Raw genomic sequence first — 16,462 nt, 5'->3', positions numbered from 1 at the left:
TCCAGCCACAACGCTCCCGCGGGCCCCAAGAATTTACCCAGACACCAACTATGAAAGGGCGGTCATCCACGTGAAGACCCTTTACACAGCAGAAGCACTTGCCTCCGGCGAGGGCCGGGACGGCAGCGCCCGGTCCAGCGACGGCAAGCTTGAAGTGGGCCTCGCCAGCCCGGTGGAACTGGGCGGAAGCGGCCAGGGCACCAACCCTGAGCAGCTTTTTGCTGCCGGCTACGCCGCATGTTTCCACTCGGCGCTCCGCCTGGTGGGCCGCAAGGAGCGCGCCGACCTGACCGACTCCGCCGTCGCAGCCAAGGTCCACCTGGGCCAGCTGGACGACGGGGCAGGATTCGGCCTCGCTGCCGAACTGGAGATCGCCCTTCCCGCCCTCGACCTCGCAACGGCCGAGGACCTGGTGGCCAAAGCCCACCAGGTCTGCCCTTACTCGAACGCCACCCGCGGCAACATCACCGTCGAACTCAAAGTTTTGGAGTACGCAGCATGAGCACCACCACCATTCCCGCAGCAACCCGTGAAATCCAGCTCGCTTCCCGTCCCGTGGGCCGGCCCGTTCCGGAGAACTTCCGCCTGGCCGAGTCGCCGCTTCAGGAGCTGGCCGAAGGCCAGATCCTCGTCCGGAACCTGTTCATCTCCGTGGATCCCTACATGCGTGGACGCATGAACGACGTCAAGTCCTACTCCGCGCCCTTCGCGCTGGACAAAGCGCTCGACGGCGGCGCCGTTGGTGAGGTCATCGCGTCCCGTTCCGACGCACACAAGGAAGGCGACGTCGTCGTGCATTCCCTCGGCTGGCGCGAATACGCCGTGGTGGACGGCAGCACAGCCTCCCCGGCCCGGACCGACCTGGCTCCAGCATCGGCGTTCCTGGGCGCACTGGGCATGACCGGCCTCACCGCTTACGCCGGCCTCCTCAAAGTGGCCGAGTTCAAGGAAGGGGACGCCGTCTTCGTTTCCGGCGCCGCCGGCGCCGTCGGTTCGCTGGTGGGCCAGATTGCCAAGGCCATGGGCGCTTCCCGCGTCATTGGGTCAGCAGGGTCACCCGCCAAGGTGGCCAGGCTCCTCGAACTCGGTTTCGATGCCGCCTTTGACTACCACGACGGTCCCGTGCGCGAGCAGCTCGAAAAGGCCGCCGGCGCCCAGGGCATCGACGTCTACTTCGACAACGTGGGCGGCGAGCACCTCGAAGCTGCCTTGTCGGTCCTGAACGTCGGCGGCCGGGTGGCCATGTGCGGAGCCATTGCCCAGTACAACTCCACCGAGCCGACCGCGGCGCCGCATAACCTCATACAGGCCATCGGCAAGCAGCTCACCCTGCGCGGCTTCCTGGTGGGCGGCCAGCGGCAGCACGCTGCAGAGTTCGCCGAGAAGATGGCCGGCTGGCTCTCTGATGGAACAGTCCGCTACGACGAGACAGTGGTGGACGGGCTGGAAAACGCACCGCAGGCTTTCATGGATCTGCTGGATGGAGCCAACACGGGGAAGATGCTGGTCCGCCTGTAGGGCCAACACCCCAGTCTTACCAAGCACCCGGGGGTGCCGCGGATCCGCGGCACCCCTACTGCTTGGTAACAACTTGTAAACAATCTCCGGGATCTGGCGCCACCGTGCTACGGGGACGTGGCGCAGGCCACTAAAGTGATGGCATCAGTGCGCTCCGGCGCATGCTGCGGGCATCAGTGACAACAGAATTTCAGTGCAGAAACGGACACTCATTGAATTCGTGCCGTAGCGCCACTCTCGCATCCTGGAGGAATCTTGATGACATCACTGCGTGCACGCATGAAGCGCGGTTCAATGGCCGGCCTGGCTACCGTCAGCGCCTCGGCCCTTCTTTTGACAGCCTGCGGCGCGGCCCCGGAACCCGGAAGCACCTCGTCCGCCGGTGCCAGTGACTACACCGGCTGCATCGTCTCCGACTCCGGCGGATTCGATGACCAGTCCTTCAACCAGTCCTCCTACGAGGGCCTGAAGAAGGCGGAGAAGGACCTGGGAATCAAGGTGAACCAGGTCGAATCGAAGACCAACAACGACTTCGAACCCAACCTCCGTGCCATGGTGACCGCGGGTTGCGACCTCACCGTGACGGTCGGCTTCCTGCTGGGCGACGCCACCAAGGCGCAGGCCACGGCCAACCCGGACAGCCACTTCGCCATCATCGACTTCGGCTACGAGACGCCCATCAGCAACGTCAAGCCGATCATCTACGACACTGCGCAGGCGGCGTTCATGGCCGGCTACCTCGCCGCAGGCACCACCAAGACGGGGACCGTGGCCACCTTCGGCGGCATCAAGATCCCCACCGTCACCATCTTCATGGACGGCTACGCGGACGGCGTGAAGTACTACAACGAAAAGAAGGGCAAGGACGTCAAGCTCCTTGGCTGGAACAAGGACGCCCAGGACGGCAGCTTCACCGGCGACTTCGAAAAGCAGGACGTCGGCAAGCAGCTCACCCGGAACTTCCTGGACCAGGGCGCCGACATCGTCATGCCCGTGGCCGGGCCCGTGGGCAAGGGTGCAGGCGCCGCCCTGCAGGAAGCCAAGAATGCCGGCAAGGACGTCAAGCTGATCTGGGTTGACTCGGACGGCTTCCTCACCGCCCCGGACTACAAGGAGATCATGCTCTCCTCGGTCATGAAGCAGATGGGCGAGGCCGTGGAAACCGTGGTGAAGGAAGACAAGGACGGCAAGTTCAGCAACACCCCCTACGTTGGCACCCTCGCCAACGACGGCGTGCAGCTGGCCCCGTTCCACGACTTCGATTCCCAGGTCCCGGCGGACCTGAAGTCTGAGCTGGACCAGATCAAGAAGGACATCGTGGACGGCAAGCTGAAGGTCGAATCCGCCGCGAGCCCGAAGGCCTGACCCCGCACTTGGCGCCACTGCCGGCCCGTCCCTGACTGGCCGGCAGTGGCGCTTTTTGCTGGCATCCCTTTTTCGGGCCACCGCCCGGTTCCCCGACGGCTGCACCCACTAGGCTGGAGCTGCAGCCACATATCCCGTCCGGTCGATCACCGGACGCTTCGAGATTGGTCAGAGTTTTGAAACTTGAACTCAGAGGCATCACCAAACGCTTTGGGACCCTGCTCGCCAACGACCACATCGACGTGGTGGTTGAATCCGGCCAGATCCACTGCCTGCTGGGCGAAAACGGGGCCGGTAAATCCACCCTGATGAACGTGCTCTACGGACTGTACGAGCCGTCCGACGGCGAAATCCTCGTCGACGGCAAACCCGTCTCCTTCCGCGGCCCGGGTGACGCCATGGCCGCCGGCATCGGCATGGTGCACCAGCACTTCATGCTTGTCCCGGTATTCACCGTCGCCGAAAACGTCGCCCTGGGTGCCGAACCCACCAAAGCGGCGGGCTTCCTCAACCTGGACGAAACCAGGCGCCGGATCCGGGAAATCTCGGACCAGTACGGCTTCGACGTCGATCCCGATGCCCTGGTGGAAGACCTCCCCGTCGGCGTCCAGCAGCGGGTGGAGATCATCAAGGCGCTGGTCCGCAACGCCAAGGTCCTCATCCTTGACGAGCCCACCGCCGTCCTCACCCCGCAGGAAACCGACGAACTCCTGGACATCATGCGGCAGCTCAAGGCCGGCGGCACCTCCGTCGTCTTCATTTCCCACAAACTGCGTGAGGTCAAGGAAGTCTCGGACACCATTACCGTTATCCGGCGCGGCAAAGTGGTCGGCTCCGCGGAGCCCACGGCCTCCACCACGGACCTGGCCTCGATGATGGTGGGCCGCGCCGTCAGCCTCACCCTCGAAAAGGCCCCCGCCAAGCCGCAGGAGAAGACCTTCGAGGTCCGGGACCTGACAGTCATCGCCCACAACGGCCAGCACGTGGTGGACGGACTCAGCTTCGACATCGCCCGGGGTGAAATCCTGGCCGTCGCCGGCGTCCAGGGAAACGGCCAGACCGAACTCACCGAAGCCATTCTGGGACTCCAGGACCGGGTGTCCGGCTCAATCACCCTCGACGGCAAGGAACTCCTGGGCCGGTCCGTCAAGGACGTCCTGAAGGCCGGCGTCGGATTCGTTCCCGAAGACCGCAAGGTGGACGGCCTGGTGGGGACCTTCTCCGTCGCCGAAAACCTGGTCCTGGACCTTTACGACAAACCTCCCTACGCCAAGGGCATCAGCATGAGCCCGGCCAAGATCCTCGAAAACGCCAAAGCCCGCATCGACGAATTCGATGTCCGCACGCCCTCCGCAGCCGCGGCCGCCGGGACACTGTCCGGCGGCAACCAGCAAAAGGTGGTGATGGCCCGGGAGCTCTCCCGCCCCCTGCGCCTGTTCATCGCTTCCCAGCCCACCCGCGGCGTGGATGTGGGCTCCATCGAATTCCTGCACCGGCGCATCGTCGCCGAACGCGACCAGGGCACCCCGGTGATGATTATCAGCACCGAACTTGATGAGGTCATGGAACTCGCTGACCGCATCGCCGTGCTGTACAAGGGCAAGCTGGTGGGCATCGTTCCCGCCGGCACCGGCCGCGACGTCCTCGGCCTGATGATGGCCGGAATCCACCCGGATGAACAAGCCCAACCCCAGCCGGCCGCCAGCCGCCCGGCCCCCACCTCCGACGCCGAGGGAGGCGACCATGTCTGAGCAGCATCCCCCCAAACGAACTGCCGGCGAAGAGCAGGGTGACACCCAGCCTGCCAAACCGCACCAGGCCACCCTTGCAGCCGAGGAAACCGCCGCCGTCGTCTCCGTGGACACAGCCGGCGGCGCCATGGGGCCCTCGGCCGTCCCTCCCAGCGCCCAAAGCGGGCAGCTGCCCGGCGGCCCTGACACACTGCTCCGCAAGATCTTCACCGGCAGCGGCATGGTGTCAGTCCTGGCAGTGTTCCTGGCCCTCGTCATCGGCGGCCTGCTCATTGCCAGCACCGACACGCGGGTGGCCTCCACAGCCAGCTACTTCTTCGCCCGCCCCGCCGACTTCCTGACCGCCGTCTGGAACGCCGCCACCCGCTCTTACATCGCCCTGTTCCAAGGGGCCGTGTTCAACCCCCGCGGCAACAGTGTGGCAGCCCAGTTCGCTCCGTTCATGGAGACCCTCACCATCGCCACGCCGCTGATCACCGCCGGCCTGGGAGTGGCGCTTGCCTTCCGGGCAGGGCTCTTCAACATCGGCGCCCAGGGCCAAATCATTGTGGCCGGCATCCTTGCCGCCTGGGTTGGCTTCGCACTGCACCTCCCGCTGGGCCTGCACCTGCTGCTGGTCCTGGTGGCAGGCATCGTCGGCGGCGCGCTCTGGGGCGGCCTCGTCGGCGTGCTTAAGGCCCGCACTGGCGCCCATGAGGTCATCCTCACCATCATGTTCAACTACATCGCCCTCTACTTCCTGCGGTACCTGCTGAACACCCCGGCCTTCCAGCGCCCGGGGGAGTCGAACCCCATCTCACCCATCCTGGATCCGTCCGCCGTGTACCCGCAGATTTTCGGCAGCCAGTACCGGCTCCACCTTGGCTTCGTTCTCGCCATCGGTGCCACCGTCCTGGTCTGGTGGCTCCTGAACCGGTCCACGGTCGGCTTCGAGTTCCGCGCCGTGGGTGCCAACCCCAAGGCTGCCCAGACGGCCGGCATCAACGTGTCCCGCTCCACCATCCTGGTGATGGCCATCGCCGGCGGGCTGGCCGGCATGTCCGGCGTGGCCCAGGTGGCCGGCACCGAAAAAGTCCTCACGGACGGCGTAGCCGCCACCTACGGCTTCGATGCCATCACCGTCGCCTTGCTGGGACGTTCGACGCCGTGGGGCACCTTCGCAGCCGGGCTGCTGTTCGGCGCCTTCCGCGCCGGAGCCGTCCAGATGCAGATCCAGACCGGCACGCCCATTGACATCGTCCTGGTGGTCCAGTCGCTGATCGTCCTCTTCATCGCCGCGCCGCCGCTGGTCCGCGCCGTCTTCGGGCTCAACCCGCGGCGGAAGAAACCCGCCCGCGCCGCGAAGTCCACGAAGGCAGCCACCACCGGAGGTGCAGCATGAGCACAACAGTTTCATCCCGGCCGGGCAACCCGCAGCCGGACAACGCCGCGGCGGACACCGGCGCGGCAGCCACCTCCGCCAAACCGGTGAGCTGGAAGACCCCCGTCCTGCTGGCCGCTTTCGGGTTGATCGCCCTCGTGTTCTTTGGGCTCCTCGGCCCCAACAAGACGGCCAGCTTCGGCATCTCCACGGGAAGCGACTTCTTCCAGTTGCCCGCCCTGGAGGTCAACGCCTACGGCGGCGGCATCGTGCTGTCGGTGCTGCTCCTGGCCCTCGCCGCTTACGCCGTCTACCTCAAGACCAAGGGACGCCCTGCCCCCGGTTGGCTGACCGTCACCTTCATTGTCCTGTTCGTGGCCGCATTCCTGATCTGGGTGGTGGGCGGCGCCCGCACTCCCAGCATCTCGCTGGCAGGCCTCATCGCCGGCTCGGTCACCCTGGCCGTCCCGCTGGTGTTCGGTTCGCTCTCCGGCGTCCTTTGCGAACGCGTAGGCGTGGTCAACATTGCCATCGAAGGCCAGTTGCTCGGTGGCGCCTTCACCGCAGCCATTGTTGCCACCATGACGCAGAACCCCTTCATCGGCCTGGCTGCCGCGGCCGTTGCAGGCGCCGTGGTGTCCATGGTGCTGGCACTGTTCAGCATCAAGTACCTGGTCAATCAGATCATCGTTGGCGTAGTCCTCAACGTCCTCGTCTCCGGCGTCACAGGCTTCCTCTTCAGCACCGTGATGCAGGAAGACAAAGCCCGGTTTAACTCGCCGCCGGGGCTGGACATCGTTGAGATCCCCATCCTGTCCGAGGTTCCCATCATTGGACCCATCCTGTTCCGCCAGTCGCTGGTGGGGTACCTGATGTACGTCGCCGTGCTGGTGGTCTGGGTAGGGCTGTTCAAGACGCGCTGGGGGCTGCGGGTCCGTGCCGTGGGCGAGCACCCCCAGGCCGCCGACACCCTCGGCATCAACGTCAACGCCACCCGGTTCTGGAACGTCACCCTGGGCGGTGCTGTGGCCGGAATCGGTGGATCGTTCTTCACCCTGGTGGCCATCGACAGCTTCACCAAGGAGATCTCCGGCGGCCGCGGGTTCATCGCCCTTGCCGCCCTCATCTTTGGCAGGTGGAACCCCATCGGAGCGTTCTTCGCGGCCCTGCTGTTCGGCTTCGCCGACAACCTGCAGAGCATCGTCACCATCATTGGCACTCCGGTTCCCAGCCAGTTCATGGCCATGCTCCCGTACCTGGTGACCGTCCTGGCCGTTGCGGGCCTGGTGGGCAGGTCCCGGGGGCCGGCGGCCAGCGGCATACCGTACGTCAAGGGTTGACCGGCGTGGGGAGCACTGTTGACTGGCCTGCGCTGGAGGCAGCCGCCGTCGACGCCATGCGCAAGGCCTACGCGCCCTATTCCAAGTTCCCGGTGGGGGCAGCAGCCCTCACCGGGGACGGCCGGATCGTCAGTGGCTGCAATGTGGAGAACGCCAGCTACGGCTTGACGCTCTGTGCCGAGTGCGCCCTGGTAGGTAACCTCCAGATGACCGGGGGCGGCAGCCTCCGCGCCTTTTACTGCGTGGACGGTAACGGAAATGTGCTGATGCCGTGCGGGCGTTGCCGGCAGTTGCTGTACGAATTCCGTGCTCCGGACATGGAGCTTATGACCACCCAAGGAATCAAGACCATGGACCAGGTCCTTCCTGATGCCTTCGGTCCCGAACACCTGGAGGAAACCCGATGACAGACATCCGCGCAACGGACACCATTTCCGAAGCCTTCGACGCCGTCGACATCATCCGCGTCAAGCGGGACAAGGGCACGCTGAGCCCGGAGCAGATCGACTGGACCATCGATGCCTACACCCGCGGCGTCATCGCAGATGAGCAGATGGCCGCCCTGAACATGGCCATCCTGCTCAACGGCATGGACCGCACCGAGATTGCGCGCTGGACGGCCGCGATGATCGCCTCCGGCGAACGGATGGACTTCTCCAGCCTTCGCCGCCCCGACGGCGGCCTGAAATACACGTCGGACAAGCACTCCACCGGTGGCGTGGGAGACAAGATCACCCTGCCGCTGGCCCCGCTGGTGGCGGTGTTCGGCGTCGCTGTCCCGCAGCTGTCCGGCCGCGGGCTGGGGCACACCGGCGGCACCCTGGACAAGCTGGAATCGATCCCCGGCTGGCGGGCGTCACTGAGCAACGAGGAAATACTCGCCCAGCTCCAGGACGTGGGCGCCGTCATCTGCGCCGCCGGAGCAGGCCTGGCCCCGGCGGACAAGAAACTGTACGCGCTGCGCGACGTGACCGGCACGGTGGAGGCCATCCCGCTGATTGCCTCGTCCATCATGAGCAAGAAGATCGCCGAGGGCACCGGCTCCCTCGTGCTCGATGTGAAGGTGGGCAGCGGCGCCTTCATGAAGGACGAGGCCAAGGCCCGCGAGCTGGCGGAAACCATGGTAGCCCTGGGCCAGGACGCCGGCGTGAACACGGTGGCACTGCTCACCAACATGGGCACCCCCCTCGGCCTGACCGCCGGAAACGCGATTGAAGTTGAGGAATCGGTGGAGGTGCTGGCGGGCGGCGGCCCGGCCGACGTCGTCGAACTGACGGTCAGGCTCGCCGAGGAAATGCTCGCCTGCGCGGGAGTGCACGACGCCGATCCGGCCGCAGCGCTCAAGGACGGGCGCGCCATGGACGTCTGGAACAGGATGATCCGGGCCCAGGGCGGGGACCCCGCCGCGAAGCTCCCGGTGGCCTGGGAGTCGGAGGTGGTCTACGCTCCGGCCGACGGCGTCGTGGTGGAACTGGATGCCCTCTCGGTGGGCGTTGCGGCTTGGCGCCTGGGCGCCGGACGTGCCCGGAAGGAAGATGCCGTGCAGGCCGGCGCAGGGGTGCGCATGCATGCCAAGCCGGGTGCTGTGGTCCGGGCCGGCGAACCGCTGATGACCCTGTTGACGGACACCCCTGAGCGTTTCGACCGGGCAAAGGAAGCGCTGGAGCACGCAGTGGTGATTGCACCGGAAGGTTCACGGCCCGCACAGCAGTTGATCATCGACCGAATAGCATAGAAAGCTATGCAGGCCATCAACGACTTCATCCTCGCCGCAGCCGGACAACCCTGGGTACTCTTCCTCGTCCTGGCCTGCTGCGTCATTGACGGCTTCTTCCCTCCCATCCCCAGCGAATCCGTCGTGGTGGGCCTCGCGGCCGTGGCCGCCACGGCGGACGTGCCCAACCCGTACGTCCTGATGGCCGTTGCTGCCCTGGGCGCGTTCGCCGGGGACAACATCGCCTACCTGATTGGCCGGAAAGTCGGCACCACCCGATGGGCCTGGATGCGCGGCCAGCGCATGCAGGGCGCGTTCCGGTGGGCCGGCGCGGAACTGCGCAAGCGGCCTGCCTCGCTGATCCTCGTGGCGCGGTTTGTCCCCATCGGCCGCGTTGCGGTCAACCTGACGGCCGGCGTGACCCACTACCACCACCTGCGCTTCGTCGGCCTGACCTGCCTTTCCGCAGCCCTGTGGGCGGCCTACTCGGTGGGTATCGGTCTGTTCTTCGGGCAATGGTTCGAGGAAAACCACCTCCTGGGGGCCGCCATCGCCATCGTCTGCGCCGTGGCGCTGGGCATCATCGTGGACCTGGTGATCAACAGGCTCAGGGGCAAGCCCAACGTCGTGGACCGGATTCGCGAACCCGAAGCCTGAACCCGTCCCCGCGGCACCCCCGTCTCCACCCGGGGGAGGAGGCCCGGACGGCGCCAAGATCAGCCGCTGGGACGACGCCGGCGCACGCGCTGCCGGGATAGCGTTGCAGTGGTGTTCCCGGGGCGGGGGCGTAGCGAACGACGCCTCCGCCGTGGGACACTTAGGAACGATTTCCGCTTTGGCTGCGTCGCTACGGCAGCGGCATTTTTGTCTAGGAGCAAGACTGCGTGGAGTTTATTAATGAGGCCGTGCTCCATGCGGCGGGCCAGTGGTGGATCTACCCGGTCCTCTTGGTGTTCTTTTTCGTGGACGGCTTCGCGATGGTGGTCCCCAGTGAGACCCTCATCGTCGCCCTGGCGGCCTTCTCCCGGCACAGCGGCGAACCCAACATGTGGATCCTTGGCGCCACCGCGCTGGTCGGCGCCATCGCCGGGGACAACATGGCTTTCATGCTCGGCCGCAGAATCGGCCTGGACCGGTGGAAGTGGATGCGCAGGCCCAGGGTCCGGAAGGTGTTCAGCTGGGCGCGCTACGAACTGGATAAGCGCGGGGCGGTACTGATCTTCACCGCACGCTACATTCCCTGGGGCCGCGTGGCAGTCAACTACGTGGCCGGCAGCACCGGGTTCGGCCACCGCCGCTTCTTCGTCCTTGACGCCTTCGCCTGCCTCACGTGGGTGGGCTACTCCATCGGCATCGGCCTGCTGGCCAGCTCGTTCCCCTGGCTGCACCACAACCCGCTGCTCAGCGCCGGCATCGCCGTGGTGTTCGCCATCGTCCTGGGTGTCCTCCTGGACCACATGCTGCGCTGGTGGCACAAGCACCTGGCCCGCAAGGACGCCACGGAAGTGGACGAGTGGCTGGACGGCGGCCCCTCCGGTGCCCGGGACAGCTCAACCGGCGGTCCGGCATTCCTCGCACCTGCAGCCAAGGACGGCGGACCCACCGCTGCTTAGCGGCTGGCATTGAACCGGCCCCCACCCTAAGGTGGGAACGTGACTGAGCCTATTGTTGACGAAGCCCCTGCCATCGATTTCGACCTGAAGAGCCTGCCGAAGGTGTCGCTGCACGATCATCTGGACGGCGGACTCCGCCCGGCCACCATCATCGAACTGGCGGAGGCCGTGGGCCACGAGCTCCCGTCCACCGATCCCGTGGCCCTGGGCGAATGGTTCCGCGAGTCCGCGGACTCCGGCTCCCTGGTCCGCTACCTCGAAACCTTCGACCACACGGTGGCCGTGATGCAGACGCACGAAGGCCTGGTCCGGGTGGCGAAGGAGTTCGTCGAGGATTTGGCGGACGACGGCGTGGTGTACGGCGAGGTGCGCTGGGCACCGGAGCAGCACCTCCAGAAGGGCCTCACCCTTGACGAGGCAGTCGAAGCGGTCCAGGAGGGCCTCGAAGCCGGCGTCGAGGCAGTCAGCGACAGCGGCCGCGAAATCCAGGTGGGGCAGCTGATCACTGCGATGCGCCATGCCGACCGCGGCCAGGAGATCGCCGAACTGGCCGTCCGCCACCGCAACAAGGGCGCGGTCGGTTTCGACATTGCAGGGGCCGAGGACGGCTTCCTGCCGTCCCGCTTCCGTGACGCCTTCACCTACCTGGCACAGGAGAACTTCCCCGCCACTGTCCACGCCGGCGAAGCAGCGGGCCTGGACAGCATCCAGTCCGCCCTCGTTGACGGCCGCGCGCTGCGCCTGGGCCATGGCGTCCGGATCGCCGAGGACGTCACGGTGGAATTCGACGAAGACACCGAATCCGAGGACACGGTGGGCCTGGTCACGCTGGGCGACCTGTCGAGCTGGATCCGGGACCGCGGCATCGCCCTGGAAATCTGCCCGTCGTCCAACCTCCAGACCGGAGCAATCGCCGCTTTCGGTGAGGGCATCGAAAGCCACCCCCTGGACATGCTGTACCAGCTGGGCTTCAACGTCACCATCAACACCGATAACCGCCTGATGAGCGGCGTCACCCTGACGGATGAATTCGAGCTGCTCGTGGAGACGTTTGACTACGATCTCGATGACCTGCTGGAGCTCACCCTGAACGCGGCCGAAGCCGCCTTCCTGCCGCTCGAGGAAAAGGAAGCGCTGGTGGAGTACATCAACGACGCCTACGCCAACCTTGGCTGAAACCCCGGTAAACCGGCTTGTCAGGGTCATAGCCCAGCTACGGGAGTACTGCCCGTGGATGGGCGCCCTGACCCACGCATCGCTAGTGGAATACCTCCTCGAGGAGGCCTACGAGGTGGCCGAGACCATCGAGGAAGGGCACCCGGACAGTGAGCTGCTTGGCGAGCTGGGCGATGTCCTGCTCCAGGTGGTCCTCCACGCCCGGCTGGCAGAGGAGCGCGGCGCGTTCACGTTCGACGACGTCGCCCGCGGCCTGGGTGCCAAGATGATCCGCCGCAACCCGCACGTCTTCCACCCGGACGGCACCCTGCAGGACAGCTTTCCCGCCACCGTGGAACAGATCGTGCAGAAGTGGGACGCAGTCAAGCGGGCCGAAAAGCCGGAGCGAAAGGACCCGTTCGAGGGTATTCCGCAGGCGCTGCCGGCCCTCGCCAGGGCGCAGAAGTCGCTTGACCGGGCTGCGAGGGCCGGCGTAGCCGCGCCCGCCGCAAGTGAAGCCGGGCCCGCCGCGATCGAAGCCGGCCCCTTCGCATCGGAGGAGGAGCTCGGAAACCTGCTCCTCGCCGTCGTCCGTTCCGCCCACACCGGCGGGTTCGACGCCGAACGCGCCCTTCGCGGGGCCGTGCGGCACTATCAGGGGCAGGCCAGCCGGAACCCGGAAGGGCCGGACCCTGCACCATCATGACGTCCACCCGTGGTGAGGTTTCCGTAACCTCCACCACTCTCGACTACGCTGTTTCCTGACGAGGACGTCGAGTTTTTCTGCCACATCCCCCGTTAATCGCCCATAAGGAGCAAATTCATGGCGCTTATCGATGCCATCCACGCCCGCGAGATCCTCGATTCCCGCGGCAACCCGACCGTTGAAGTTGAGGTCCTGCTTTCTGACGGCCAGATCGGCCGCGCAGCAGTTCCGTCCGGCGCATCCACCGGCGAGCACGAGGCAGTCGAACTCCGCGACGGCGACAAGAGCCGCTACCTCGGCAAGGGCGTCCAGAAGGCCGTTGACGCCGTGATCGACCAGATCGCCCCTGCCCTCACCGGTTTCGACGCAACCGACCAGCGCAGCATCGACCAGGCCATGCTGGACCTGGACGGCACCCCGAACAAGGGCAAGCTGGGCGCCAACGCCATCCTGGGTGTTTCCCTGGCCGTCGCCAACGCGGCCGCCGCTTCCGCTGACCTCCCGCTGTACAAGTACCTGGGCGGCCCGAACGCCCACGTGCTGCCCGTGCCGCTGATGAACATCCTCAACGGTGGCTCGCACGCTGACTCCGACGTCGACATCCAGGAATTCATGGTTGTCCCGCTGGGTGCTGAGACCTTCTCCGAGGGCCTCCGCTGGGGCGTCGAGGTTTACCACGCGCTCAAGGCTGTCCTGCAGGAAAAGGGCCTGTCCACGGGCCTCGGCGACGAAGGTGGCTTCGCGCCCAACCTGCCGTCCAACCGCGCAGCGCTGGACCTGATCCAGGAAGCCATCAAGAACGCCGGCTACACCCCGGGCAAGGACATCGCCCTGGCCCTGGATGTTGCCTCCTCCGAGTTCTTCAAGGACGGCGCCTACCAGTTCGAAGGCAAGGCACTGTCCGCCAGCGAAATGAGCGCCTACTACGCAGAGCTCGTTGCGGACTACCCGCTGGTTTCCATCGAGGATCCGCTGGACGAGAACGACTGGGAAGGCTGGAAGACCCTCACCGACGCCATCGGCGACAAAGTCCAGCTGGTGGGTGATGACCTCTTCGTCACCAACCCGTCCATCCTGCAGCGCGGCATCGACACCAGGACCGCAAACTCCCTGCTGGTCAAGGTGAACCAGATCGGCTCGCTGACCGAGACCCTGGACGCCGTCAGCCTCGCCCAGCGCGCCGGCTACACCACTATCACCTCGCACCGCTCCGGCGAGACCGAGGACACCACCATCGCCGACATCTCGGTGGCCACCAACGCCGGCCAGATCAAGACCGGCGCCCCGGCACGCTCCGAGCGCGTCGCCAAGTACAACCAGCTGCTGCGCATCGAAGAGGAACTCGATGACGCCGCACGCTACGCCGGCCGCAGCGCGTTCCCGCGTTTCAAGGGCTAGTAGCCGCGTAATCCATCGGGCGGTGGCTATGGTTGAAAGACCATAGCCACCGCTGCTGTTTCTGCAGCAGCCCGTCCGCCCGGTTGTTGCCCGGCGCATGTTGTTGATCAACCGCGCTGTGGCAACAAAGGATCATCACAGACAGTGGCGGCCGCAGGCAGGCCGCGTTTCAGGAGTGTCATGGCCACCCGCCGTCCCAAAGTTCCCAAGGTCGCCCCCAACCGCCAAGCCAAGGACACGTCCGACGCCGGGCACGTACAGGGTGCCGACGTCATCAGGGCGCACTTCGGTTCCGGCAAGGACGGGGCCGGGCACGCTCCCGGCGGCGCGGCAGGCTCATCAACGGCAGGCAGGAACTCCGGCAGCCCGGCAGGAACCCGCAGCGGATCCGGAAACGGACCGGCAACGGCCAAGGCCCCCGCCGCAGGCGCCGCGAGGAACGGCACAACGGCCGGGAAGACCGGCCCGAAGGGCAAAGCCCCGTCCTCGGAAGCGGATCAGCAGCCCGTCCCCGCCAAGGCATTCTCCGGACGGATGCTGGCCCTGGCCGTGGTCATGATTGCCATCACCATCATGCTGGCGCCCACGGTTAAGGTTTTCTTCGACAAGAAAGCCGAAATCGACGCCCTCAACGCGGACATCGCCGCACGCCAGGCCGCCGGGGACTCCCTCCGCCAGCAGGTCTCGCGGTGGCAGGACCCCAACTACGTGAAGCAGCAGGCCCGCGACCGCATTAACATGGTTATGCCGGGCGAAACCGGCTACTGGGTATTCGGCAGCGATTTGCCGGCCGACGAAACCGGCGGCCAGCCCGGTGCCGCAGCCGCCCAAGACCCCGCAGATCTGCCGTGGGTGGATTCCCTGTGGGAGTCCATCACGCGCGCGGCGACTGAATAAACGCAACAGGAAGGACGGCCAGCGCAGTGGAAAACAACACGGCAGCCGCCCGGGAGAACTCCCGCCAACCATCCGCACATGACCTGGACGTATTGAGCCGGCAACTGGGACGGCCCGTCCGCGATGTGGTGGAAATTCCTGCCCGCTGCATCTGCGGGAACCCCCTCGTGGCGGCCACCGCCCCCCGTCTGGGCAACGGCACCCCGTTCCCCACCACGTTCTACCTGACGCACCCAGTCATCACGTCCGCCGTCTCGCGGCTTGAGGCAGCCGGTGTCATGAACGAGATGAACGGCGAACTCGCCGCCGACGGCCAGCTTGCCGCGGCCTACCGTTCCGCCCATGAGGCCTACCTCGCCGCCCGCGATGCCATCGGGGAGCGGTCCGGGATCGGCGCCGTCCCCGAGATCGATGGCGTCTCCGCCGGCGGCATGCCCACCCGCGTGAAGTGCCTCCACGTTCTCGTTGGCCATTCCTTGGCAGCAGGACCCGGCGTCAACCCCCTGGGTGACGAGGCACTGATCCGCATCCAGGAATGGTGGACCGCGGACCGCTGCTACTGCGACGGCGCCTGGGACTCCACGGGAGAGGCTCCGTCGAAGGACCTCAGCCGGCACGGACCCCAGGGCCTGCCCGGCATCGTGGGCCGGCCGGCACCGGTGCGGAAGTCCGCAACAGCCACGGAGGCCCCGGAATGACCCGTGTGGCCGCCATCGACTGCGGCACCAACTCCATCCGCCTGCTCATTGCCGACATCGACCGGAGCGCCGGAACCCCCCGCCTCACGGACGTCGTCCGGGAAATGCGCGTGGTCCGGCTCGGGGAAGGCGTGGACGCCACGGGGGAGTTCACCCGGGGAGCACTGGACCGCACCTTCGCGGCCACCGCTGACTATGCGGAGCTCATCCGCCGTCACGGCGCCGAAAAGATCCGGTTCGTGGCGACGTCCGCCAGCCGGGACGCCCGGAACCGGGACGTCTTCGTGGACGGCATCCGCGACCTGCTGGGCGTGGCCCCGGAGGTCATTTCCGGAAACGAAGAGGCAGCGCTGTCCTTCGCCGGGGCCAGCAGTGTCCTGCCCATCCTGGACGGCCACGAGGTGCTGGTGGTTGACCTCGGCGGCGGAAGCACCGAGTTCGTGCTGGGTACCGGAGCCGGCGTCACCGCGGCCCGTTCCGTTGACATCGGCTGCGTCCGCCTGACCGAGCGGCACCTGCGAAACGATCCGCCAACTCCCGAACAGATTGCCGCCGCGGAAGCCGACGTGGACGAAGCCATTGCCCTCGCCGCCCGTGAGGTCCCGCTGGAACGCGCCACCGCCGTCGTCGGCGTAGCAGGCTCCATCACCACCATCACGGCGCACGCGCTCGGACTGACCGAGTACTCGCCGGACGCCATTCACGGCGCCGAACTGCCCATCGACACGGTGCGGGACGCGTCATTGGACCTCCTGGGCATGGTCCGCGCCGACCGTGCAGCGCTGCCGTACATGCACCCCGGGCGGGTGGACGTCATCGGCGCCGGGGGACTGGTGTGGCGCCGCATCCTGGAACAGGTGAACAGGCTTTCAGGCGGCCGGGTCACCACCGCAACGGCCAGTGAGCACGACATCCTCGACGGCATTGCCCTGAGCATCGGCTGATTC

At 66.5% G+C, this 16,462-nt stretch carries 16 protein-coding genes; all 16 read left to right on the top strand.

Annotated features, from left to right (window positions below; translation table 11 throughout):
- Positions 1-70 precede the first annotated feature (70 nt).
- The 16 genes from ACFV4R_RS12645 (at position 71) to ACFV4R_RS12570 (ending at position 16,459) form a co-directional block, all read left to right on the top strand.
- Positions 71-502 carry an organic hydroperoxide resistance protein gene (locus tag ACFV4R_RS12645; RefSeq protein ID WP_377202537.1) on the top strand — a complete coding sequence of 144 codons (432 nt, stop codon included), beginning with the start codon at positions 71-73 and terminating at the stop codon, positions 500-502.
- On the top strand, positions 499-1,518 hold the full coding sequence (locus ACFV4R_RS12640) for an NADP-dependent oxidoreductase (protein ID WP_377202538.1): 1,020 nt from the start codon (positions 499-501) through the stop codon (positions 1,516-1,518). Before ACFV4R_RS12645 ends, ACFV4R_RS12640 begins: the two co-directional genes overlap by 4 nt.
- Positions 1,519-1,776: 258 nt before the next feature.
- Complete coding sequence (locus ACFV4R_RS12635) at positions 1,777-2,883, top strand: BMP family protein (RefSeq protein WP_377202539.1); 1,107 nt, start codon at positions 1,777-1,779, stop codon at positions 2,881-2,883.
- Positions 2,884-3,059: 176 nt separating this feature from the next.
- On the top strand, positions 3,060-4,634 hold the full coding sequence (locus ACFV4R_RS12630) for an ABC transporter ATP-binding protein (RefSeq protein ID WP_377202540.1): 1,575 nt from the start codon (positions 3,060-3,062) through the stop codon (positions 4,632-4,634).
- Positions 4,627-6,015 carry an ABC transporter permease gene (locus ACFV4R_RS12625; protein ID WP_377202541.1) on the top strand — a complete coding sequence of 463 codons (1,389 nt, stop codon included), beginning with the start codon at positions 4,627-4,629 and terminating at the stop codon, positions 6,013-6,015. Before ACFV4R_RS12630 ends, ACFV4R_RS12625 begins: the two co-directional genes overlap by 8 nt.
- The gene (locus tag ACFV4R_RS12620) at positions 6,012-7,334 is read left to right on the top strand and encodes an ABC transporter permease (protein WP_377202542.1); all 1,323 of its coding nucleotides are present in this window, start codon (positions 6,012-6,014) and stop codon (positions 7,332-7,334) included. The genes ACFV4R_RS12625 and ACFV4R_RS12620 overlap by 4 nt, the downstream gene beginning before the upstream one ends.
- Before the next feature lie 5 nt (positions 7,335-7,339).
- Positions 7,340-7,741: a cytidine deaminase gene (locus ACFV4R_RS12615; RefSeq protein ID WP_377202543.1), complete on the top strand. Its 402-nt coding sequence runs from the start codon at positions 7,340-7,342 to the stop codon at positions 7,739-7,741.
- A complete protein-coding gene (locus ACFV4R_RS12610; protein WP_377202544.1) occupies positions 7,738-9,069 on the top strand; it encodes a thymidine phosphorylase in 1,332 nt (443 codons plus the stop codon). The genes ACFV4R_RS12615 and ACFV4R_RS12610 overlap by 4 nt, the downstream gene beginning before the upstream one ends.
- 6 nt (positions 9,070-9,075) lie before the next feature.
- Positions 9,076-9,705 (top strand): DedA family protein, encoded by a 630-nt coding sequence (locus ACFV4R_RS12605; RefSeq protein ID WP_377202545.1) that lies wholly within the window; start codon positions 9,076-9,078, stop codon positions 9,703-9,705.
- A gap of 227 nt (positions 9,706-9,932) precedes the next feature.
- Positions 9,933-10,661 (top strand): DedA family protein, encoded by a 729-nt coding sequence (locus ACFV4R_RS12600; protein ID WP_377202546.1) that lies wholly within the window; start codon positions 9,933-9,935, stop codon positions 10,659-10,661.
- A 39-nt stretch (positions 10,662-10,700) separates the two neighbouring features.
- Entirely contained in the window at positions 10,701-11,837 is a 1,137-nt protein-coding gene (locus ACFV4R_RS12595) for an adenosine deaminase (RefSeq protein WP_377202547.1), read from the top strand.
- A 58-nt stretch (positions 11,838-11,895) separates the two neighbouring features.
- The gene (locus ACFV4R_RS12590; protein WP_377202548.1) at positions 11,896-12,522 is read left to right on the top strand and encodes a MazG nucleotide pyrophosphohydrolase domain-containing protein; all 627 of its coding nucleotides are present in this window, start codon (positions 11,896-11,898) and stop codon (positions 12,520-12,522) included.
- A gap of 117 nt (positions 12,523-12,639) precedes the next feature.
- Positions 12,640-13,920 carry a phosphopyruvate hydratase gene (gene eno / locus ACFV4R_RS12585; protein WP_377202549.1) on the top strand — a complete coding sequence of 427 codons (1,281 nt, stop codon included), beginning with the start codon at positions 12,640-12,642 and terminating at the stop codon, positions 13,918-13,920.
- A gap of 180 nt (positions 13,921-14,100) precedes the next feature.
- Complete coding sequence (locus ACFV4R_RS12580; protein ID WP_377202550.1) at positions 14,101-14,817, top strand: septum formation initiator family protein; 717 nt, start codon at positions 14,101-14,103, stop codon at positions 14,815-14,817.
- A 26-nt stretch (positions 14,818-14,843) separates the two neighbouring features.
- Positions 14,844-15,515: a DUF501 domain-containing protein gene (locus tag ACFV4R_RS12575; RefSeq protein WP_377202551.1), complete on the top strand. Its 672-nt coding sequence runs from the start codon at positions 14,844-14,846 to the stop codon at positions 15,513-15,515.
- The gene (locus ACFV4R_RS12570; protein ID WP_377202552.1) at positions 15,512-16,459 is read left to right on the top strand and encodes an exopolyphosphatase; all 948 of its coding nucleotides are present in this window, start codon (positions 15,512-15,514) and stop codon (positions 16,457-16,459) included. Before ACFV4R_RS12575 ends, ACFV4R_RS12570 begins: the two co-directional genes overlap by 4 nt.
- Positions 16,460-16,462 lie beyond the last annotated feature (3 nt).

This window comes from Pseudarthrobacter sp. NPDC059871 (assembly GCF_042731175.1).
Taxonomy (GTDB): domain Bacteria; phylum Actinomycetota; class Actinomycetes; order Actinomycetales; family Micrococcaceae; genus Arthrobacter.
This window is presented reverse-complemented; position numbering and strand designations above follow the sequence as displayed.